Origin of the sequence: Acidipropionibacterium jensenii DSM 20535 (assembly GCF_000425285.1) — a bacterium.
Lineage (GTDB): Bacteria > Actinomycetota > Actinomycetes > Propionibacteriales > Propionibacteriaceae > Acidipropionibacterium > Acidipropionibacterium jensenii.
Genome location: NZ_AUDD01000003.1, coordinates 166,060 through 185,243, shown reverse-complemented (window position 1 = coordinate 185,243; position 19,184 = coordinate 166,060). Strand labels below are relative to the sequence as shown.

At 68.8% G+C, this 19,184-nt stretch carries 23 protein-coding genes; 1 reads left to right on the top strand and 22 read right to left on the bottom strand.

The window, feature by feature from the left end; genetic code table 11:
- Positions 1 to 46: 46 nt before the first annotated feature.
- The 20 genes from trmD to rsmD form a co-directional block, all read right to left on the bottom strand.
- Positions 47 to 742 (bottom strand): tRNA (guanosine(37)-N1)-methyltransferase TrmD, encoded by a 696-nt coding sequence (gene trmD / locus H590_RS0102985; protein ID WP_028702390.1) that lies wholly within the window; start codon positions 740 to 742, stop codon positions 47 to 49.
- A 15-nt stretch (positions 743 to 757) separates the two neighbouring features.
- Positions 758 to 1,306 carry a ribosome maturation factor RimM gene (rimM, locus tag H590_RS0102980; RefSeq protein ID WP_028702389.1) on the bottom strand — a complete coding sequence of 183 codons (549 nt, stop codon included), beginning with the start codon at positions 1,304 to 1,306 and terminating at the stop codon, positions 758 to 760.
- A 90-nt stretch (positions 1,307 to 1,396) separates the two neighbouring features.
- Positions 1,397 to 1,651, bottom strand: coding sequence for an RNA-binding protein (locus tag H590_RS0102975; RefSeq protein WP_028702388.1), 255 nt, complete (start codon positions 1,649 to 1,651; stop codon positions 1,397 to 1,399).
- A 1-nt stretch (position 1,652) separates the two neighbouring features.
- Positions 1,653 to 2,063 (bottom strand): 30S ribosomal protein S16, encoded by a 411-nt coding sequence (gene rpsP, locus H590_RS0102970; RefSeq protein ID WP_028702387.1) that lies wholly within the window; start codon positions 2,061 to 2,063, stop codon positions 1,653 to 1,655.
- A 187-nt stretch (positions 2,064 to 2,250) separates the two neighbouring features.
- Positions 2,251 to 3,441 carry an amidohydrolase family protein gene (locus tag H590_RS0102965; RefSeq protein WP_028702386.1) on the bottom strand — a complete coding sequence of 397 codons (1,191 nt, stop codon included), beginning with the start codon at positions 3,439 to 3,441 and terminating at the stop codon, positions 2,251 to 2,253.
- A gap of 1 nt (position 3,442) precedes the next feature.
- Positions 3,443 to 5,029 (bottom strand): signal recognition particle protein, encoded by a 1,587-nt coding sequence (gene ffh, locus H590_RS0102960; RefSeq protein WP_028702385.1) that lies wholly within the window; start codon positions 5,027 to 5,029, stop codon positions 3,443 to 3,445.
- 68 nt (positions 5,030 to 5,097) lie between these two features.
- Entirely contained in the window at positions 5,098 to 6,258 is a 1,161-nt protein-coding gene (locus tag H590_RS0102955) for an alpha/beta hydrolase (RefSeq protein ID WP_232020932.1), read from the bottom strand.
- A complete protein-coding gene (locus tag H590_RS0102950; RefSeq protein ID WP_028702383.1) occupies positions 6,255 to 8,093 on the bottom strand; it encodes a DUF6020 family protein in 1,839 nt (612 codons plus the stop codon). The genes H590_RS0102955 and H590_RS0102950 overlap by 4 nt, the downstream gene beginning before the upstream one ends.
- A gap of 27 nt (positions 8,094 to 8,120) precedes the next feature.
- Positions 8,121 to 8,456: an EamA family transporter gene (locus H590_RS0102945; protein WP_051232538.1), complete on the bottom strand. Its 336-nt coding sequence runs from the start codon at positions 8,454 to 8,456 to the stop codon at positions 8,121 to 8,123.
- Positions 8,453 to 8,818, bottom strand: a complete 366-nt coding sequence (locus tag H590_RS14585; RefSeq protein ID WP_084149225.1) for an EamA family transporter — start codon at positions 8,816 to 8,818, stop codon at positions 8,453 to 8,455. Before H590_RS14585 ends, H590_RS0102945 begins: the two co-directional genes overlap by 4 nt.
- Positions 8,811 to 9,929: a glycosyltransferase family 2 protein gene (locus H590_RS14580; protein WP_084149224.1), complete on the bottom strand. Its 1,119-nt coding sequence runs from the start codon at positions 9,927 to 9,929 to the stop codon at positions 8,811 to 8,813. The genes H590_RS14585 and H590_RS14580 overlap by 8 nt, the downstream gene beginning before the upstream one ends.
- A gap of 5 nt (positions 9,930 to 9,934) precedes the next feature.
- On the bottom strand, positions 9,935 to 11,128 hold the full coding sequence (gene ftsY / locus H590_RS0102930) for a signal recognition particle-docking protein FtsY (protein ID WP_036980764.1): 1,194 nt from the start codon (positions 11,126 to 11,128) through the stop codon (positions 9,935 to 9,937).
- Positions 11,129 to 11,222: 94 nt separating this feature from the next.
- Positions 11,223 to 11,465: a hypothetical protein gene (locus H590_RS0102925; protein WP_028702380.1), complete on the bottom strand. Its 243-nt coding sequence runs from the start codon at positions 11,463 to 11,465 to the stop codon at positions 11,223 to 11,225.
- Between the two features lie 120 nt (positions 11,466 to 11,585).
- Positions 11,586 to 12,170: a GtrA family protein gene (locus tag H590_RS14575; RefSeq protein ID WP_051238109.1), complete on the bottom strand. Its 585-nt coding sequence runs from the start codon at positions 12,168 to 12,170 to the stop codon at positions 11,586 to 11,588.
- A 2-nt stretch (positions 12,171 to 12,172) separates the two neighbouring features.
- Positions 12,173 to 13,069 carry a bifunctional DNA-formamidopyrimidine glycosylase/DNA-(apurinic or apyrimidinic site) lyase gene (mutM, locus tag H590_RS14570; protein WP_036980760.1) on the bottom strand — a complete coding sequence of 299 codons (897 nt, stop codon included), beginning with the start codon at positions 13,067 to 13,069 and terminating at the stop codon, positions 12,173 to 12,175.
- A complete protein-coding gene (gene rnc, locus H590_RS14565) occupies positions 13,062 to 13,832 on the bottom strand; it encodes a ribonuclease III (protein WP_051238108.1) in 771 nt (256 codons plus the stop codon). Before rnc ends, mutM begins: the two co-directional genes overlap by 8 nt.
- Positions 13,832 to 14,023, bottom strand: a complete 192-nt coding sequence (gene rpmF, locus H590_RS0102905) for a 50S ribosomal protein L32 (protein ID WP_028702379.1) — start codon at positions 14,021 to 14,023, stop codon at positions 13,832 to 13,834. Before rpmF ends, rnc begins: the two co-directional genes overlap by 1 nt.
- 103 nt (positions 14,024 to 14,126) lie before the next feature.
- Entirely contained in the window at positions 14,127 to 14,702 is a 576-nt protein-coding gene (locus tag H590_RS0102900; RefSeq protein WP_028702378.1) for a YceD family protein, read from the bottom strand.
- Between the two features lie 140 nt (positions 14,703 to 14,842).
- The gene (gene coaD, locus H590_RS0102895) at positions 14,843 to 15,316 is read right to left on the bottom strand and encodes a pantetheine-phosphate adenylyltransferase (RefSeq protein ID WP_028702377.1); all 474 of its coding nucleotides are present in this window, start codon (positions 15,314 to 15,316) and stop codon (positions 14,843 to 14,845) included.
- Positions 15,313 to 15,909, bottom strand: a complete 597-nt coding sequence (rsmD, locus tag H590_RS0102890; protein ID WP_028702376.1) for a 16S rRNA (guanine(966)-N(2))-methyltransferase RsmD — start codon at positions 15,907 to 15,909, stop codon at positions 15,313 to 15,315. Before rsmD ends, coaD begins: the two co-directional genes overlap by 4 nt.
- Before the next feature lie 137 nt (positions 15,910 to 16,046).
- Here rsmD and H590_RS0102885 point away from each other — a divergent pair, with 137 nt between their 5' ends.
- Entirely contained in the window at positions 16,047 to 16,469 is a 423-nt protein-coding gene (locus H590_RS0102885) for a pyridoxamine 5'-phosphate oxidase family protein (protein ID WP_028702375.1), read from the top strand.
- Positions 16,470 to 16,569: 100 nt separating this feature from the next.
- On the opposite strand, the gene H590_RS0102880 is transcribed toward H590_RS0102885, so the two are convergent.
- Positions 16,570 to 18,873, bottom strand: a complete 2,304-nt coding sequence (locus H590_RS0102880) for an ATP-dependent DNA helicase RecG (RefSeq protein WP_051238107.1) — start codon at positions 18,871 to 18,873, stop codon at positions 16,570 to 16,572.
- Between the two features lie 46 nt (positions 18,874 to 18,919).
- A complete protein-coding gene (rpmB, locus tag H590_RS0102875; protein WP_028702373.1) occupies positions 18,920 to 19,105 on the bottom strand; it encodes a 50S ribosomal protein L28 in 186 nt (61 codons plus the stop codon).
- Between the last annotated feature and the right edge of the window lie 79 nt (positions 19,106 to 19,184).

Sequence of the window (19,184 nt, the reverse complement as noted above, 5' to 3'; positions counted from 1 at the left end):
ATAGCCAACCCACTACGTCACTGTGTAGTGGACCCCCCGATGGGGCTCAGATGAGATCGGGCCGACGGTTGCGGGTGAGCTCCACCGACTGGTCGTGGCGCCACTGGGCGATCCGACCGTGGTGTCCGCTCATCAGCACCTCGGGCACATCCAGGCCGCGCCAGGAGATCGGCCTGGTGTACACCGGGTACTCCAGCAGGCCGTCCTGACCGGGCGCGTAGGACTCCTCGGTGAGGGACTCCGGGTTGCCGATCACCCCGGGAACCAGCCTGGCGACGGCCTCGGTGACCGCCAGCGCGGCGACCTCTCCCCCGTTGAGCACGTAGTCGCCCAGACTGAGCTCGTGGAGGGTCCAGCGACTCGCGATGTAGTCCAGCACCCGATGATCGATGCCCTCGTAGCGGCCGCAGCAGAACACGATCCTGCGCACCCGCGACAGGTCCTCGGCGTCGCTCTGGCGGAACGGGTAGCCGGACGGCGTGGGGACCACCACGTGGACCTCCGGGTCGGGATCGGGGCCCAGCAGCTCGTCGAGGGCCTCCCCCCAGGGATCGGGCTTCATCACCATTCCCGCTCCCCCTCCGCAGGGGGTGTCGTCGACCGTGCGGTGCCGGTCATGGGTCCAGTCGCGCAGGTCCCAGGAGTGCACCTCGACGATCCCGTGCTCCACGGCCCGTCCGAGCAGGGACAGGTGCAGCACCTGGAAGTAGTCGGGGAAGATGGACAGGTAGTCGAGTCTCAGAGCGGCGCCCATGTCTCAGCGCGCCTCCTCGGCGTCGGCGTCGACCAGCCCGCCGACATCGGCCAGGGTGAGGGTCCCGGCATCCAGATCGACCGTCGGCACCAGGGCGCTCACGAAGGGCACCAGCCTCTCCTGACCGTCGACGTCGATCGCCAGCAGATCCTGGGCGGGAAGATGGATGACATCGCTGACCCGGCCGATCCGGTGCTGCTGCCAGTCCAGGACCGCCAGCCCGCGCAGCTGCCGGTCGTAGTACTCCTCCTCGCCGGTCGGCCTCTCCTCGGCCGCCACATCGGCGACCAGGATCTTGCCCTGAAGGGCCTCGGCCCCGGTACGGGTATCGATCTCACGGAAGCGCACCTGGAAGGCGGCCGACTGGCTGCGGGTCTGCTGAACGTGCAGTTCGCGCCCGCTGCCCTCGACCCGCAGGGTCGCCCCCTGGGCGAACCGGGTCTGGGGCTCATCGGTGCGCAGCGAGACGGCCACCTCACCGTGCAGACCGTGGGCCCTGCCGATCCGTCCCACCACCACCTCGACCGACCCGCTGTGCGACGACTCGCTCATCTCTTCTCCTTCGACTCCCCGACTGGGGGCTGAACGTGACGAACGGCCGTGACCCTTCTCGGGTCACGGCCGCCGACAGCTCCGGTGTGCTCAGCGATGACGTCCGCCGCGACGGTCGACATCGACGAAGTCGACGCGGACCTGCTCGCCTCCAGCGAGGGCATCCACGACCGTCCTCAGCGCCGATGCGGTACGGCCCTGGCGGCCGATCACCTTGCCGATGTCGGACGGGTTGACGCGCACCTCGAGCATCGGCCCGCGGCGCAACTGCTTCTCACGGACCCGCACGTCATCGGGGTGGGAGACGATGCCGGAGACCAGGTGCTCAAGAGCGTCGGTCAGCATGTCAGTCCTCGGCCTTCTCCGCCGGGGCCTCCTCGGCGTCGGCCTTCTTGGTGATGGCCTCGCGAGGAGCCTCGTCGGCCTCGGCGAGGGCGGCGTCGAAGACCTCGTCCTTGTTGGGGCGGGCCGGCTGCGGGGTGACCCCGGACTGGCTTCCGTCACCGGTGAAGGTCTGCCAGTCGCCGGTCCGCTTGAGCAGGGCGACGACGGCCACGCTGGGCTGGGCGCCGACGCCGAGCCAGTACTGGACGCGCTCGGAGTCGATCGAGATGATCGACGGGTCGCTCTTGGGGTGGTACTGGCCGATCTCCTCGATAGCACGTCCGTCGCGCTTGGTCCGCGAGTCCATGACGACAACGCGGTAGTGCGGGGTGCGGATCTTGCCGAGACGCTTCAGACGAATCTTGGTAGACACGTGTGTGGATTCTCCTAATGGGATCACCCGGACCGTCGGCCCGGGAAGACGGGTGGGGACACTACCGGTGTGGGGACACGGCAATGACTCCGAGGAACCACCCGGACGGTGTGAGAGGGTACCGACCGGGCAGAAGCTCCCGTCATTCTGCCACAACTGGCCGGTCCGACGGAAACTCGACGGGAAGTCAGGCCTGCTCAGGCCGGTCGAGCAGCACCCGGCCGCGCAGCACGATGTGCCGTGGCCGCTCCAGGGTGCTCAGGTCCTGCCTCGGATCGGCGTCCAGGACCAGCAGGTCGGCCGAGTCGCCGAGATCGAGGCCTGGGCCGCCGAGCCACTGCCGGGCCCGCCAGGAGGCCGCCCCGAGGGCGAACTCGGCGCCGCCGATCTCGGCGAGCATCCTCACCTCCCGGCTCGCCAGGCCGTGCGGGACGGTGCCTCCCGCATCGGTGCCGGCGAACACCGGGACCCCGGCGTCCACCGCCTTGCCGACGGTCTCGGCGACGTGGGCGTGCAGATGGCGCATGTGGGCCGCGTAGACCGGGAACTTGCCGTCGGCCGAGGCCGCGATGGCGGGGAAGTTCTCGATGTTGACCAGGGTGGGCACCAGGGCCACCCCGCGCACCGCCATCTGTGAGATCGTCTCGTCGGTCAGTCCGGTGCCGTGCTCGATCCCGTCGATGCCGGCCGCCACCAGCTGGGCCGGGGCCTCCTCGGAGAAGCAGTGCGCGGTGACCCGGGCACCGATCTGGTGGGCCCTCTCGATGGCCGCCCGGGCGACGTCCTGAGGCCACAGCGGGGCGAGGTCGCCGACCTCGCGGTCGATCCAGTCGCCGACCAGTTTGACCCAGCCGTCGCCGGCCCGGGCCTGCCGGTCCACCTCGGCGACCAGTTCGTCCGGGTCGACCTCGGCGGCGTAGTTGCGGATGTATCGCCTGGGACGGGCGATGTGGCGCCCGGCCCGGATGATCCGGGGAAGGTCCTCCCGCTCGTCGATCCAGTGGGTGTCGACCGGGGATCCGGCGTCGCGGATCAGCAGGTTGCCGGCTCTCGACTCGGTGATCGCCTGGCTCTCCGCCTCCTGGTGACTCACCGCACCCTTGGCATTCAGCCCGATGTGATTGTGGGCGTCGACCAGGCCGGGCATCACCCAGCAGTCCCGGGCCAGGGTCCGGGCCCCCGGCAGCGGGCCCTCGACGAGCACTCCGTCGTGGATCCACAGGTCGCGCTGGTCACCCTCGGGCAGCACCACTGCGCAGATCCGCAGGTCCGCGGCCGGGGCCAGGCGGGCCAGCGCGGCGGGATCGATGTGGGTGTGGGTGGATCCGTCGTGGGTGTGGGTGTGGAACAGCGGCGCGCCGTCCTGTGGCCCTGTCATCTCAGCGCGGGCCCTTGTTCTTCTGGTTGAACATCTGCTCCATGCCGGGCGGCATCCGGAAGTCGGCCATCGCCTTGCTGAGGTCCTCCTGGGAGGTGGGCAGCCCGGCCGCCGGGGTGCCGAACGGATTGCCGGTCTCGGCGGGCTTCCGGGAGGTGCCGGCCTTCTCCTGGGCGGCCCTCTTGGCAGGATTACCGGAGGCCCCCTTGCGGCGCTTCTGCTGCTTCTTGCGTTGCTGCTTGGCGCCGTGCTTGGCCATCGACCCGACCATCCCGCCACCCATCCCCTGGCTCATCTGGGTCATCATCTTGCGGGCGTCGACGAACCGGTTGACGAGGTTGTTGACGTCTCTCACCTCGACTCCCGACCCCTTGGCGATCCGGGAGCGTCGGGAGCCGTTGAGGATCCCGACGTCGGCCCTCTCGGCGGGGGTCATGGACAGGATGATGGCCTCGATCCGGTCGACCTCGCGCTCGTCGATGTCGGAGATCTGGTTCTTCATCTGGCCGACCCCGGGGAGCATCCCCATGATCTTGGACATCGGCCCCATCTGGCGCATCTGCCGCATCAGGCCGAGGAAGTCGTCGAGGCCGAACTGGCCCTTGCCGGCCAGCAGCTTCTCCGCCGCAGCCTGGGACTGCTCCTTGTCGAAGGCCTTCTCGGCCTGCTCGATGAGGGTGAGCATGTCGCCCATGTCGAGGATCCGGGAGGCCATCCGGTCGGGGTGGAAGACGTCGAAGTCCTTGAGGCCCTCGCCGGAGGAGGCGAACATGATCGGCCGCCCGACCACCCGGGCGATCGACAGCGCGGCGCCGCCCCGGGCGTCACCGTCCAGCTTGGTGAGCACCACCCCGTCGAAGCCGACCCCCTCCTGGAAGGCCACCGCGGTGTTGACGGCGTCCTGGCCGATCATCGCGTCGACGACGAAGAGGGTCTCGGCGGGGCTGGTGGCGGCCTTGATGTCGGCCGCCTGCTGCATGAGCTCGGCATCGACGCCGAGTCGTCCGGCGGTGTCGATGATGACGACGTCGTAGAGCTTGCGGCGGGCCTCCTCCACCGACTCGCGGGCCACCGCGACCGGGTCGCCGACGCCGTTGCCGGGCTGGGGTGCGAAGACCTTGACGCCGGCGCGTTCGCCGACCACCTGCAACTGGGTGACGGCGTTGGGACGCTGCAGGTCGCAGGCCGCCAGCATCGGGGAGTGTCCCTCGTCCTTGAACCAGCGGGCCAGCTTGCCGGCCAGGGTGGTCTTTCCGGCTCCCTGGAGGCCGGCGAGCATGATGACGGTCGGGGGGTTCTTCGCGAACCGCACGGTGCGGGTGTCCCCGCCGAGGATGCCGACCAGTTCCTCGTTGACGATCTTGACGATCTGCTGGGTCGGGTTGAGGGCCTTGGACAACTCCTCGCCGCGGCAGCGCTGCTTGACGGCGGCGACGAACTCCTTGACGACGCCGAGGTTGACGTCGGCCTCCAGCAGGGCGATGCGGATCTGACGCGCGGTGGCGTCGATGTCGGCGTCGGTCAGTCGGCCCTTGCCGCGCAGGCCCTTGAAGGTCGCTGCGAGTCGATCCTGGAGTGTGTCGAACACGGGTGAGTTCCTTCGGTGGACTTGTGCTGGCAGTCAACGACCACAGTACCGCCGATGGACCCCGCGACTCACAGTCCGTACTGTCCCAACCACCGCATCGACTCCGAGATGAAGGGGGTGTAGGTGCTGGTGTGGTGACCTCCCTCGGCGGTGAGGATGAAGGCGAACTGGCCCATCGTATGGGCGTGGTTCCAGAAGTCCTGGCCGTCGGCCCAGACCTGTCCGTAGGACATCGCCGGGTTGGCGGCGTCCCCCCAGGTGGACTTGTCCGCCCGGCTCATCACCGACAGGAAGCGGACCTCACTGGGCACATTCCTCGCCTTGACCCGCATGATCGGCGAGTTCTCGTCACGGGTCTGCTGGGTGACCTGGGAGAGCTGGGGCTGCCCGTAGACCGGGTGGTAGTACGGCGCCAGGCCGAATCCGGCGCGGAACTCGGTGTGGTACTTGATGGTGAAGTTGGCGGCGCAGTAGCCGCCGGTGCTGTAGCCGGCCACGAACTTCGAGGCGGCCGTGCGGCCCACCCGGTAGTGCTTCTGGATCCTGGTGATGGCGGTGCGCATGATCCAGCTCTGCTGCTTGATCCCGCCGACATCGGTGCACTCGGTGTCCTGCCCGGTGCGGATCTCCCCGGGCAGGAAGACGATGACGAAGGGATTGGCCTGGTAGTTCTTGATGAGGTTGAGGGCGGGGCCGACCAGCGGGATCGAGATGTTGTCGCGGTCCCCGGAGTCCCCCTCTCCGCCGATCCAGTAGAGGACCGGGAACCGGGTGTGGGTCTGGGAGCGCTCGAAGTACTGCGGGGGCAGCCAGACCGGGACATGGGCGTTGCGCGGGTCGGTGCCGGGCATCATGATGCCGGCCATCAGGCCGTCGGGTTGCGGGTTGTTCTTGGAGATCGCGATCCGCTTGACCTGCGGGCTGTGGATGTCGACCAGGTCGTGGCGCGGGGCGGCCGGCGCCTCGCCGACCAGTTCTCCCCAGCTGGTGTAGAAGCCGTAGGTGTTGTTGACCGACAGGAAGACCGCGACCAGGGCGATGAGCTGGCAGCAGAACACCAGCAGTGCGCGGCCGATCCCCCGCCCGATTCTGCGCAGCCGACCGCCGGTGGCCCGCCACCCCCACCACAGACCGATCAGGATGGGGACCAGCACCGCCAGGCCCATCATCGCCCAGGCCAGCTGCGGACTCATGATGCCGACCAGCAGCAGCGGTGTCCGAGTGGTCACGATGCCTCCTCCTCACGGTGCGCCCCGGCCCACAGCGCCAGCAGCAGGAAGGGAAGTCCGACATGGCCTGCCGCCGCGTAGCGGAAATCGGTCAGGGGTGCCGCGATCAGCAGCGTCAGGACCATCCCGATCAACGGCAGGAAGGCCAGCGAGCCGCGTGGACGTCTGGCCAGCAGTGCCGAGCACATCGCCAGGATCGCCGCCCAGATGACCAGCGGCATCCGATAGGTCAGGCCGGTCACCGGGTTCGTGGACACCGTTCGGGCGACGTCCAGCAGCTGTCCAGCGCCCAGCCTTCCCCCGCTGACCGTCGCGAGCCGGTCGCGGTCATCGATGACGATGCTGCCCGAACCCCGCTTGGTGCCCGGGTCGACCCTCAGGAAGACCGATCCGGGATCGAGATACCGGCCCGCCAGGGCATACCACGACAGCGCATAACCGGTGCGGTTGGCCGGCATCGCCTGCGCCCAGGTCCTGATGAACTCGCGACGGTGGTGGTTGAGCCAGCGGTTGTTGAACCCGCGCGGATCGAACTTGATGTTGTCAGACAGGGTCGGGTTGTAGTCCTGGCGCATCCGCTCCAGAGGCATCAGATGGGCCAGCGTCCGCTGCTGGGCGGCCGTCAGGTGTCCGTACCGGTTCGCCCAGGCCAGTTGCTGAAGCGGCAGCCCGGCCGCCTCCACGAAATCGCTGGGCACCATGCCAGCCTTCTTGTAGCCGGGCCCCTGTAGGGCGAACACCAGCGCCATCACGATCGCCGAGCTGATCGGCACCGCCCACCACCGCCACCCGTGGCGCCGTGGCGCAACCAGGCGTGGGATGAGGAACAGGCAGACCCCCGCCACCATGAAGGCGACGATGTAGGTCCCGTTGTTGCGGGTGAAGGACAGGCCCACCAGGCCTGTCAGGAATCCCGCCAGCGGCCATGGCCGCGTCAGCCAGGTCCAGCCGCGCAGCCCTGCCTCGGCGAGCAGCACCGTCATCAGGGTCATCACCAGTGCGAACAGGGTGTCCTTCTGCATGGTGATCGACCACATCGCCACCGACGGGTCGAGGGCCAACCAGGCCAGCGCCAGGATGGCGGGCACAGGCCCTGCGCGATAGCGCAGCCAGACCACGCAGATCGCCAGCCCGAAGGCCAGCAGGAGGGCCTGCAGCACGGAGAACACCGCGGTGCCGGCGGTGAAGCTGCCGCCGATCCTGATGCACATCCCGACCAGCAGTGAGAAGGCGATCGGGTGGTGATTGTTGAGCGGTTGCATGCCGGTGCCGATCCGGATCGACGACCAGGAGTCGCGCACCACGATGCCGGGCCAGAAGGCCAGCAGGTAGGGGGCCCAGGCTGCCAGCATCAGCACTGCAGAGATCGCCCACCAGGCGGCCTTTCGGCCTGCGGTGAGCTTCTGGGAACGCACCCGGCGGGGATGGGCGAGGACCTCCAGAAGGACGCATATCACCGGCACCGCGATCAGCCAGTCGACCGCGAACTCGACCCAGGGCGAGATCCGGGTGTGCCGGTAGGGCGGATGCAGAGCAGGATCGAAGCGACCCCCGAGCACCCTCATGATGGCCAGCACCGCTCCGAGCAGGATCGCCACCAGCCACAGCCCGGGCCGGCGGATCGTGGCGCTCAGCCGCACCGCGGAGGCCAGCACCAGCCATCCGATCGCCATCGCGATCCACTGGCCCGCCGACGGGAGGCCGGTGTGGCCGGTGAACCACCACCCGGCTGTCAGCACCGCCGAGCACACCAGACTGATCAGCACACCCGCCGGGCCGCCGGCCATCCCCCTGACTCCCTCGGCCGACTGCCACCGATCCGTCCACTCAGACATCACTCCACCTCATCCATCCGACCCACCTCAGGTCGTCGCGATCAGGACGACGCCGACCAGGATCGCCGTGACCCCGCCGATCCTCCACCGATCGAGGCTCTCGCCCAGGAACAAACGGGCCAGCAGCAGAGTCCACAGGTAGGTCAGTGCGGTCATCGGCAGCACCACCGAGAGATCCATGTGGCGCAGCACCCAGATGTTGATGACAGCGGCGCACAGATAGCCCGCAGCACCGGCCCACAGATGCCAGTTGCGGATCAGCCGCGCCGGGCGCAGATCCCCCGATGCGAGCTTGAGCATCCAGCTCGACAGCGCACCGATCAGGGTCATGGTGAGCATCCCCGCCCACAGCAGCAGTGTCACCGCGCGCTCCTGGCGACCATCGCGACGCCTGCCACTACCGCGGCCACCCCGATGACTCGTCCGGCCGTGATCTGCTCCCCCAGCCATGTCCAGCCGGCCAGCAGGCTGAGCACATAGGACAACCCCAGGATCGGTTGCAGCACCGACAGCTCGCCGAATCGGTAGGCGATCAGCATCAGCAGCGCGCCGACCCCGTAGCAGCCGAAGCCGATGACGATCTCAGCCGCCCTCCCGGTGGCGGCCAGCTTCCACATCAGTTGGCCGGTACAGGTGAACAGTGAGGACACCACCATCAAGATGATGCCGATCGGCGCAGTGGCCGCCCCGGAGGCCTGCCTGCCGATCCGCTCGCTCTCAGCCACTGCGATGTTGCCCCGCGCCCTGGGACCGTTCCACGCGCTGCGCCGGATCCGGGCCGGTGCGCTCGCGCAACTGCGGGTCCAGCTGGGACCGATTGGCCGCCAGCAACCTCTCGATGTGGTCGTGGTAGTTCGTCATCACCTCGTACAGCTGGCGGCTCTTGGCCACCTCGACGTCGAGGATGAGCGCCACCGCCCAGCACAGCACGGCCGCCATGCCCAGCGCGACCGAGACGATCAGGGTGGGGAACCGGGGTACCTCGCCGGACCGCAGATACTCCAGGAACACCGGGAGGAAGGTCACCGCACAGGCGATCGCGAAGAGGGCGCCAATGGTGCCGAAGAAGGCCAGCGGATGGTAGTTCTTGAACAGCCGGAAGATGGTGCGCAGCACCTTCCAGCCGTCGGAGTAGGTGTCGAGCTTGGAGGCCGACCCCTCGGGACGGTCGCGGTAGTCGATCGGTACCTCGCGCACCTTGAGGTTCTTGTCGACCGCGTGGATCGACATCTCCGTCTCGATCTCGAATCCTCGCGACAGCACCGGGAACCCCTTGACGAAGGTGCGGGAGAAGGCCCGGTACCCGGTCATGATGTCTGTGATGTCGCATCGGAACAGGTGGTTGAGGAGACTGCGGACAACGGAGTTGCCCATCTCATGGAAGGGCCGCTTGTTCTGGGTGGCGTAGGTCGTCGACAGGCGGTCGCCGATCGCCATGTCGGCCCTGCCCGTGAGCACCAGCTCGACCAGCTGGGGGGCGTACTCGGCGGGATAGGTGTCGTCCCCGTCGATCATCACGTAGCAGTCGGCATCGATGTCGCGGAACATCGAGTGAATGACATTGCCCTTGCCCTGGCGCCACTCGTGACGCAGGTGCACGCGGTCGTCACTGGCCTCCAGGTCTGCCACGATCTCGGCGGTGCGGTCGGTCGAGTTGTTGTCGTAGACGTAGACCTGTGCGGTCGGCAGGGCCGCCCGGTAGTCCCGGACAACCTTCGCCACGGTGGCCTGCTCGTTGTAACAGGGAATCAGCACGGCGACCCGGGCCGAGTCCAGGTGCACCGGCTCCACCTCGGCGTGACCGGAAGTCGTTCCGTCCGGCAGATTCGTGGTCATTGGACTTACTCCCCCATCAATCCGGAGACGAACTGCTCGGCGTCGAAGGGGGCCATGTCGTCGGGTCCCTCGCCGAGCCCGATGAGCTTGACCGGAACGCCCAGCTCGCGCTGCACCTGGACGACGATCCCGCCCTTGGCCGATCCGTCCAGCTTGCTCAGCACGATCCCGGTGACGTCGACCACCTCGGCGAAGATCCTCGCCTGGGTGAGCCCGTTCTGGCCGGTCGTCGCGTCCAGCACCAGAAGCACCTCGGAGACCGGGGCCAGCTTCTCGATGACTCGCTTCACCTTGCCCAGCTCGTCCATCAGCCCGGACTTGGTGTGGAGGCGACCGGCGGTGTCGATGAGAACGACATCGGCGCCCTCGTCGATTCCGGCCTGAACGGCCTCGTATGCCACCGAGGCCGGATCGGCGCCCTCGTCCTTGCGGACGGTGCGCACCCCCACGCGGTCCCCCCAGGTCTCCAGCTGCTCACTGGCAGCCGCACGGAAGGTGTCGGCCGCACCGAGCAGCACGGAGTGTCCCTCGGCGACCAGGACCCGGGCGAGCTTGCCGCAGGTGGTGGTCTTGCCGGTGCCGTTGACGCCGACCATCAGGATGACGGCCGGCTTTCCCTCCGGGTGTTCGAGGTTGAGCCGGCGATCCATCGCCGGGTCGACCAGGCCGACGAGTTCGCGGTGGAGCACGGCGCGGGCCTGGTCGGGATCGGCGACGCCGTCCAGAGCCAGTTCGCCGCGAAGCTTCTCGACCAGCTCGGTGGTCGGTCCGACCCCCAGGTCGGAGGTGATGAGGGCGGTCTCGAAGTCGTCCCAGGTGTCCTCATCGATACGGTCCGCGCTCAGCAGCTGGGCGAGTCCGCGGGCCAGAGCGTTGTTACTGCCGGCCAGTCGCCGCCGCAGCCGGGCCATCCGCGAGGCCGGTGCCTCGGGAGCCTCCAGCTCGACGGGGGCCTCGGCCGCGGGTGCGGTGGGCTGAGACGTGGTGTCCTCGGGGGCCGGGGCCCCGCCGGTCGGCGCGGGGCTGGTCGGCGTCTCGGTGGGCGTCGCCGGCTCCTCCGGCTCACCGGGTCGGGGGGCCTCCACCTCGTGGGGGGCCTTGCCCCCCTTGAGGACCCGGTAGCGGTTGACGAGGGCGACACTCACCCCGACGACGATTGCGAGCACCAGGACGCCGAACAGCGTCCACACGAAGATCATGGAAGATGGCACGGGATGATCCTACCGGCCTGCCCCGGCGTGACCTGGGCCCGGTGTACGCACGGTCGCACCGTGCGGATCCGAACCTGTCGGGTCAGTTCGTGCGGGGATCGGTCGACTGCGGGCGGCCGGTGCGCACCGGGACCTTCACCAGCTGCAGGATGTCGGCGGCGTGCTCGTCACCGTTGAGGATTCGGCCGGTCCGCGCCGCGACCGCCGTCAGCCCGCTTCCGGTGACCGGTGTGCGCGGCTCCCTCAGCCCGGCCCACACGACCGCGGCGACTCCCGCGGCGACCAGAAGAATGACCACCATCGAGATGATGAATGTGAACGCCACCAGTACTGCCTCTCACTGCCGGTGTGCCGACCCACTGCCCGCACACCTGTTCAAGAGTGCATGTCGCAATGGTCCGACCACAACCAGGACACCCCTTCCCAGACTCAGTTAAGGGGATCCTTAGCTCGTCTTCACATTCGAGGCGGGGCGGCCGGCGCGGGAGCCGGACGACTCCTCCTCGCGGTGGCGGATGGAGCGGAAGGTCCACAGCTTGTTGACCACGAAGTTGATCGGCGTCGTGATGGCGATCGTGATGATCTGCGACCAGTACTCCCTCGAGTGCAGACCCGCCTCCTCGTGGAAGAAGGATGCCGACAGGAAGACCGGCGAGGTGGGGTTGGTGAGGGCGATCTTGATGAACATCCCGACGAAGGCGGCCACCGCCCCGACCGAGAAGAACGGCCAGAACTCGGCCCACCAGCTGCGGCGCCGGTCCCTCTTGAAGGTCCAGGAGCGGTTGAGCTGGAAGTTGGCGATGTTGGAGACGATGAAGGCCACGATCCACACCAGGCTGGTGAACCGGAAGTTCCAGGGAGTGCCGAACAGGTTGAACAGGATCTGCTGGGAGTTCCTGGTGCCTCCGTTGGCCTTGTTCATCACCAGGGCGACCAGCATGTTGACCAGCACCCCGGAGCCGCCGACCAGGCCGAACTTGATGAACTCTGCCAGGTGACGGCGGTGGTCACCGGGAGTTGAACGGGTCATGGTCACCTCGGCGATCCTAGTGGGGCGGGTGGACGCGGAACCCCTCTGGGCCATCGCTGACAGTGCGGGCACAGATGGGAGGAGCGGTTCATGAAGGCCATCCGGGTGATCGGGGTGCCGCATCTACGGCAGGGCTGTCCGGCTCTGCCGTAGACGTCGAGCCTGCGACTGAAGTAGCCCGACTCGCCGTTGACCCGCACGTACAGGGAGTCGAAGGAGGTGCCCCCGGCGACCAGGGCCTCCGCCATCACCTGGCGTGCGGTCTCGTACAGTGCGCCGGCCTCTGCGGCCCGCAGTCGGCCGGTCGGCGTCTCAGGGTGGCGTCGCGCCCGCCAGAGGGTCTCGTCGGCATAGATGTTGCCGATTCCCGAGACCAGGGTCTGGTCGAGCAGGGACCTCTTGAGGGTGCTGCGCCGGGCCCGCAGACGTGCCCCGGCGCGTCGGGGGTCGAAGCCGTCTGAGAACGGGTCGGGCCCGATGTGGGCGATCTCGGCGGGCAGATCCGCCCCGGCAGGGCTGATCTGCAGGCCTCCGAAGAGCCGTTGATCGAGGAAGCGCAGCTGGGCGCCGTCGTCCAGGTCCGCCATGACGCGGGCGTGGCGCTCCAGCGGAGCGCCGGCGTCGTCGACCCGGAACTGACCGCTCATGCCCAGATGACACAGCAGGGCGTCGTCGGCGGTCGACCGATCAGTCCCCCGCAGGGGGAACCAGAGATACTTGCCGCGCCGGCGCGGTTCCAGCAGGGTGCACCCGCTCAACGATGCGATGAAGGCCTCGGGGCCGCCCCGCTGACGCCTCACCGCCCGATCGTCGAGCACCGTGACGCCGACCACCTGTCGGCCGGACACCAGGGCGGCCAGACCGCGCCTGATCGTCTCGACCTCGGGAAGTTCAGGCATCCGGTACCGGGATGTGGTGCTCGGCGACCAGCTCGTCGATGGCCAGCCGCGCGGCGCCGAGCTCGGCCTCCTTCTTGTTGTGGCCGACATACCCGCCGCGCTCGCGGCCGCCGACGACGGCCCGAGCGAGATAGCGGCGGTCGTGGTCAGGCCCCGAGCCCTCGATCCGGTACTGCGGGGAGTCCAGGTGCAGTTCGGCGCACATCTCCTGCAGGGCGGTCTTCCAGTCGGTGCCCGCCCCGGAGCGGACCGCCTCGTCGATGCGCGGATCGAACAGGTGGTGGACCAGTCGCACCCCCTCGACCAGCCCCGCCGACAGGGTCACCGCGCCCAGCAGGGCCTCGGTGGTGTCGGCGAGCAGGTGCGTCTTGTTGTGTCCGCCGGTGAGTTCCTCGCCCCGTCCGAGCAGCACCCGTGGGCCGATCTGCAGGCTCCGGGCGACACCGCCGAGGGAGACGGTGCTCACCACCGCGGCGCGCAGCTTGGCCATCCGCCCCTCTGCGAAGGCCGGGTAGGCGTTGTAGAGGTACTCGGTGACACCGACCTCCAGGACGGCGTCACCGAGGAACTCGAGTCTCTCGTTGGTCGGTATCCCGCCGTTCTCGAAGGCGTAGGAGCGATGCGTGAGGGCAAGCTGAAGGAGCTGAGGATCGATCTCGATTCCCAACTCCTCGAGCAGTGTCAGGAAGGGCCAGCTCGCATCCTCTGCGGGACCCCTCCGGCCTGCCTGCGCGCCCTGCTCCTGGTCGGAGCAGTCGGTCATCAGGCCTCGGTGACCTGACGCCGGTCACCGCGCGGACCGTACTCGCCGCACGACGGGCACGCGGTGTGGGGCAGATGCTTCTGTCCACAGGCCGGGTTGGCGCAGGTGACCAGGGTGGGGGCGGACGTCTTCCACTGCGAACGACGGCTCCGGGTGTTGCTGCGGGACATCTTCCGCTTCGGGACTGCCACGATAATCTCCTCATCCTGCGACGCCGCCTCTGCGGTGTCGTCCTTCATGTGTGTGCCGTCTTGATGACCGGTCAGATCCATCGCCCGTCGGGGCCATGAACCGTCAAGCCTGGGACCGGTCCGAGTCGGGATCGGCCAGAACCGCTCCGAGATCCTTCAACCCCGACCATCGGGGATCGATTCTCTCCCCGTGGTCGTGATCCGGGTGCGTGTTGAGGTTGGCCCCGCACTCGGGGCACAATCCCGCGCAGTCCCAGCGACAGAGCGGGCTGAACTTCAGGTTCAGCACCACTGCCTCGCGCAAGACGGGCTCGAGATCGATCTCCTCCTCGTCGCTCACCCGGTTGGCATCCTCCTCGGGCTCATGTCCCGGGTAGTAGTACAGCTCCTGGAGGTCGAAGGAGGACTTCTCCTCGATCGGTTCCAGGCACCGTGAACACTCCCCGGTCAGTGTGACCTCGGCGGTTCCGGTCACGAGAATCCCCTCGATCACCGACTCCAGACGCAGGTCCAGGTCGACGGGAGAGTCCTCGGGAACGCCGATCATGTCCAGGCCGAGGTCCTGAGGTGCCCGGGCGTCGCGCTGGACCTGCATCATCTGACCCGCACGTCGACGCAGGTCGTGAGTCTCGAAGATGAGATCGCGAGAGGCGCCACTGCGGCGATGGTTGGTGTTCATCGCAGCATTCCCTTCAACCGATGGACCATGACGAGGTCATGACCGACCGCTTACTCTACAACGGTTCAATCGCCGGGCAAAACCTCAATCGGCCTCCACCGACCCGGCGACGACGGGCAGGCCCTCGAGGCGTGGGGATCTCAGCCCCCGAACCGCTCCTTCAGCGCGGCGGCCACCGCCGGGGGGACGAAGTCGGAGACGTCGCCGCCGTTGCTGGCCGCCGACCGGATGATCGTGGAGCTGATCGTCCCGAACTCCCGGCCGGCCGGCAGCAGCACCGTCTCGATCCCGCTCATCGCCTTGTTGACGTGGGCCATCTGCAGCTCGTAGTCGAAGTCCCCGCCGAATCGCAGGCCCCGGACGATGGCCTCGGCGCCCTGGGCGGTGCAGAAGTCGACGAGCAGTCCCTCCACGGGGGCGACCTCCACGCCCGGGACGTGGGCGACGGCGTCCCGCACGAAGGCGACTCTCTCGTCCATCGAGAAGATGCCGTTCTTCGCCGAGTTGACCGCGACCCCGACCACCACCACGTCGAAGAGCCTGACAGCGCGGGTGATGATGTCGACGTGTCCACGGGTGATGGGGTCGAAGGATCCCGAGATGACGGCCTTCACGAGTGCTCCCTGGTGGGTTGTGCGAGGTGGACGACGGTCTCACCGTAGCGGTTGGTCCAGCTGTCCAGACCCTCGGGCATCACCGGCGCCCGGCCCCTGGCCGACCTCTCCACCGCGATCAGGCCGTCGGGGGCCAGGAAGGCTCCGACCGCCTCGGCGATCAGCGCGTCGAGCTGGTCGGCGTCGGCCGCGTAGGGCGGGTCGAACCAGATGACGTCGAAGGGGTCTGTCTGGAGCCCGCCGGCCAGGTACCGTTCGGCGCCGGCGGCCACCGCGGTGAGACGGTCGGCCAGGCCGCAGGTCCTCGCGTTGGTCCGGATGAGGGCCGCGGTCCGGGGGTTCTTATCCACCGCGACCACCCGGGCGGCGCCGCGGCTGGCGGCCTCCAGCCCCACCGCCCCGGATCCGGCGAACAGGTCGAGCACGGACTGGCCCTCCAGCTGGGTGTCGGCGGGCTGGTCGGAGGTGCCGTTCCAGGCCGCCAGGCTCGAGAAGAAGGCCTCGCGGACGCGGTCGGAGGTCGGTCGGGTGGAGTCCCCGTCGGGGGTGCGCAGCCGGCGCCCACCGGCTCGTCCCGCGATGATCCTGGTCACCGGTTCAGGGTATCGAAGTCGCCGCGCGATACCCTCGCGAGCAGATCTCGCCCCCGCGCCCGCCGAGGGTCGGCCGCGCTCGCCCGGTGATCTGCCTGGTGCCTGCGCCAGTCCCACCGGGCTGGTAGAAATAGTCCATGAGCAATGAGGAGAGCCCGATGTCCGTTGTCGAGGAGGACTCCTGCTGGGGTTACCTCGACACCGCCCTGGTCGGCCGGCTGGCCACCAGCATCGATGACCAGCCCCAGATCTTCCCGGTCAACTATGTCGTTGACGGGCTGTCGATCGTCTTCCGCACCGCCCCGGGCAGCAAGCTCGACGAGATCGTCCGCAACAGCGCGGTGGCCTTCGAGGCCGACGGCTGGTCGGAGGACGGCGGGTGGAGTGTGGTGCTGCGCGGACGCGCAGAGCTCATCACCGATCCCGACGAGCTGGCGCTGTGCGAGAAGATGCCGCTGCGGCCGTGGGTGCCCACGGTCAAGAAGAACTGGGTGCGCATCCAGCCCGGCCAGATCAGCGGGCGGACCTTCGCCTTCGGCCCCGAGCCGACCGACAAGTAGTCGGGCAGTATCCGGCCCGCAGCGCATGCTGACGGCGTGATGGACGGGGCTGCGTCCCGGGGCCGCGGAAGGCGGGTGCGGCGGGGGCGCAGCGCTCCCGTCAGCCCTGCTCCATGAGGTCGCCCTCGGCGATCCGCTCGGTCGAGGCGACCAGGTCGCGCAGTCGGGGGTCGTCGGGATCCTTGTCGATCCAGCGCTCCGCAAGGGTGCGGGCGGCGCTGACGATCTCGGCGTGGTCCAGGACCTTGAGCAGCCTCAGCGGGCTGCGGCGTCCGGCCTGGGAGGAGCCCAGGACGTTGCCCTCACGGCGCTGGGCCAGATCCAGCTCGGCCAGCTCGAATCCGTCGCGGGTCGCCGCCACGGCGTCGATCCGGGCGCGGGTGTCGGTTCCGGGTTCGGCGCCGGTGACCAGCAGGCACAGCCCGGGCAGCGTGCCGCGTCCGATTCGACCGCGCAGCTGGTGGAGCTGGGAGACGCCGAACCGGTCGGCGTCCATGATGACCATCATGGTGGCGTTGGGGACGTCGACGCCGACCTCGACCACGGTGGTGGAGACCAGCACCTGGCAGGCTCCCCGGGCGAACCGGTCCATCACCTGCTGTTTGTCGGCAGGGTCCATCCGGGAGTGAAGGGCCTCGACGTGCAGGCCCCTCAGCGGTCCGCCGGACAGTGCCGGGGCGAGCTCCTCGACGGTGGCGGAGGGGGGCCGATGGTCCTCGGCCGGGCCTGCCCCGTCGGGCCTCTCGTCGGGTTCGTGGGCGTCGATGCGCGGGCAGACGACGAACACCTGGTGCCCCTTCTCGACCTCCTCGCGGGCCCGCTGCCAGGCCCGGTCCAGCCAGCCGCGGTGCTGCTGCACGTCGACCACGGTGGTCTGGACGTCGGCCCGTCCGGCGGGCAGCTCGCGCAGGCTGGAGACCTCCAGGTCGCCGAAGACCGTCATCGCCACGGTGCGGGGAATGGGGGTGGCGGTGAGCACCAGTTCATGGGGGTGACGCCGGGAGGAGGAGGTCAGCACTCCGCGCTGCTCCACCCCGAAGCGGTGCTGCTCGTCGACGACCACCAGCCCCAGATCGGCGTACTCGACCGTGCCGGTGAGCAGGGCGTGGGTGCCGATGACGATTCCGGCCGACCCATCGGCGATCCGGGACAGCGCATCGCGGCGCTGGGCGGCGTTCATCGAGCCGGTGAGCAGGGCGACGCCGGTGGCGTTCTCGGGTGCCCCCAGCACCCGACCGGCCCCGAGATCTCCCAGCAGCCCGGTGATCGTGGCGTGGTGCTGCTGGGCGAGCACCTCGGTGGGTGCCAGCAGGACGGCCTGGTGGCCGGCGTCGACGACCTGGAGCATCGCCCGCAGCGCGACGAGGGTCTTGCCCGATCCGACCTCCCCCTGGAGCAGCCGCTGCATCGGGGCGGTGCCGGCCAGCTCACCGGAGATCCGCTGTCCGACCTCCTGCTGACCGGCGGTGAGGGTGAAGGGCATCACGGCGTCGAAGGCCGCCAGGATCCCGTCGGGTCGCGGCGGGCAGGCCGGGGCCTCCCGGCCGGCGGCCGTCCGGCGTCTGGAGGCCATCGTCGCCTGGGTGGCGATGGCCTCCTCCCAGATGAGGCGTTCGGCGGCCTGCTCGGCGCTGTGTAGGTCGTGGGGGTGATGGACCTCCTCGAAGGCGTCCCAGATCCGGGGCAGGTCGGCCTCCTCGCGCAGCCAGTCGGGCAGGGTGTCCTGCTGCCGGCCCACCTGGGCCAGCACCAGGGTCGCGCACTCGGCGATCGTCCAGGTGGGCAGTTTCGCGGTGGCCGGGTAGAGGCCGACCAGGCCGTGGCGCATCACCTGGGTGGCCATCGTCTTCTTGTCGGCCTTGCCGACAATCCGGCCGTTCGCGTCGAACATCACGAAGTCGGGATGGGTGATCTGGGGCCGGTCCCGGAAGGTGCCGACCTTGCCCACGAAGATCCCGTGGGTGCTGGCGGTGAACTGCTTCTGCCAGTACTTGACCAGCCAGTCCTTGCCGAAGAAGGTGATCGGCAGGGTGGCCCTGCCGTCGGTCAGGCCGACCTCCAGCCGCTGGCGGTGGCCGGGGCCGGCGATGTTGTGCACCTCCACGGATGCCACATCGGCGACCAGGGCGACCTCGGAGCCGGGCACCAGCTGGGACAGATCGGTGGTCTCGGTGCCGGTGAGGTACCGCCTGGGCACGTGGGAGAGCAGTTCGCCGACCGTGGAGATGTGCAGGGCGGTGAAGGCCTTGGCGGTCCTGGTGCCCAGCACCTCCGCCAGCGGGCGGTGCAGTTCCTGCTGGGCTCCGGTCAACCACGGTGAGACGACGTCATCCACTCTGGCGAGGCTACCGGAGTGCACCGACAGGTCTGTGCACCGGAACGCAGAAGGGCCGACCCTCCACATGGAGGGTCGGCCCTTTCCTGGCCTGCGGGCAGACGCCCGCGCAGTCTCAGCGCTCGACGCGCCCGGCCTTGAGGCAGGACGTGCACACGTTCATCCGCTTGTGGGTGCCGTTCACGACGGCACGAACGCGCTGGATATTGGGATTCCACCGCCGGTTGGTCCGCTTCTTCGACCAGGGGACGTTGTGTCCGAAACCGGGGCGCTTGGCACAGATGTCACACACAGCAGCCACTGGGAGTTCTCCTGTTCAACAGCCGGCGCCATGCGCGCCGACACACTCGTAATTCTGCAAGGGGGTTCCAGGCAGGAAC

Coding starts and splice junctions, on each gene's coding strand:
- H590_RS0102880 (WP_051238107.1), bottom strand. CDS start 18,873: ATGTGGAGGGTCGGCCCTTCTGCGTTCCGGTGCACAGACCTGTCGGTG.
- H590_RS14575 (WP_051238109.1), bottom strand. CDS start 12,170: ATGACCCGTTCAACTCCCGGTGACCACCGCCGTCACCTGGCAGAGTTC.
- rimM (WP_028702389.1), bottom strand. CDS start 1,306: ATGAGCGAGTCGTCGCACAGCGGGTCGGTCGAGGTGGTGGTGGGACGG.
- H590_RS14580 (WP_084149224.1), bottom strand. CDS start 9,929: ATGACCACGAATCTGCCGGACGGAACGACTTCCGGTCACGCCGAGGTG.
- H590_RS0102950 (WP_028702383.1), bottom strand. CDS start 8,093: ATGTCTGAGTGGACGGATCGGTGGCAGTCGGCCGAGGGAGTCAGGGGG.
- H590_RS0102900 (WP_028702378.1), bottom strand. CDS start 14,702: ATGAACACCAACCATCGCCGCAGTGGCGCCTCTCGCGATCTCATCTTC.
- ftsY (WP_036980764.1), bottom strand. CDS start 11,128: ATGATCTTCGTGTGGACGCTGTTCGGCGTCCTGGTGCTCGCAATCGTC.
- H590_RS0102885 (WP_028702375.1), top strand. CDS start 16,047: ATGAGCAATGAGGAGAGCCCGATGTCCGTTGTCGAGGAGGACTCCTGC.
- H590_RS0102975 (WP_028702388.1), bottom strand. CDS start 1,651: ATGCTGACCGACGCTCTTGAGCACCTGGTCTCCGGCATCGTCTCCCAC.
- rnc (WP_051238108.1), bottom strand. CDS start 13,832: ATGACCGACTGCTCCGACCAGGAGCAGGGCGCGCAGGCAGGCCGGAGG.
- mutM (WP_036980760.1), bottom strand. CDS start 13,069: ATGCCTGAACTTCCCGAGGTCGAGACGATCAGGCGCGGTCTGGCCGCC.
- H590_RS0102965 (WP_028702386.1), bottom strand. CDS start 3,441: ATGACAGGGCCACAGGACGGCGCGCCGCTGTTCCACACCCACACCCAC.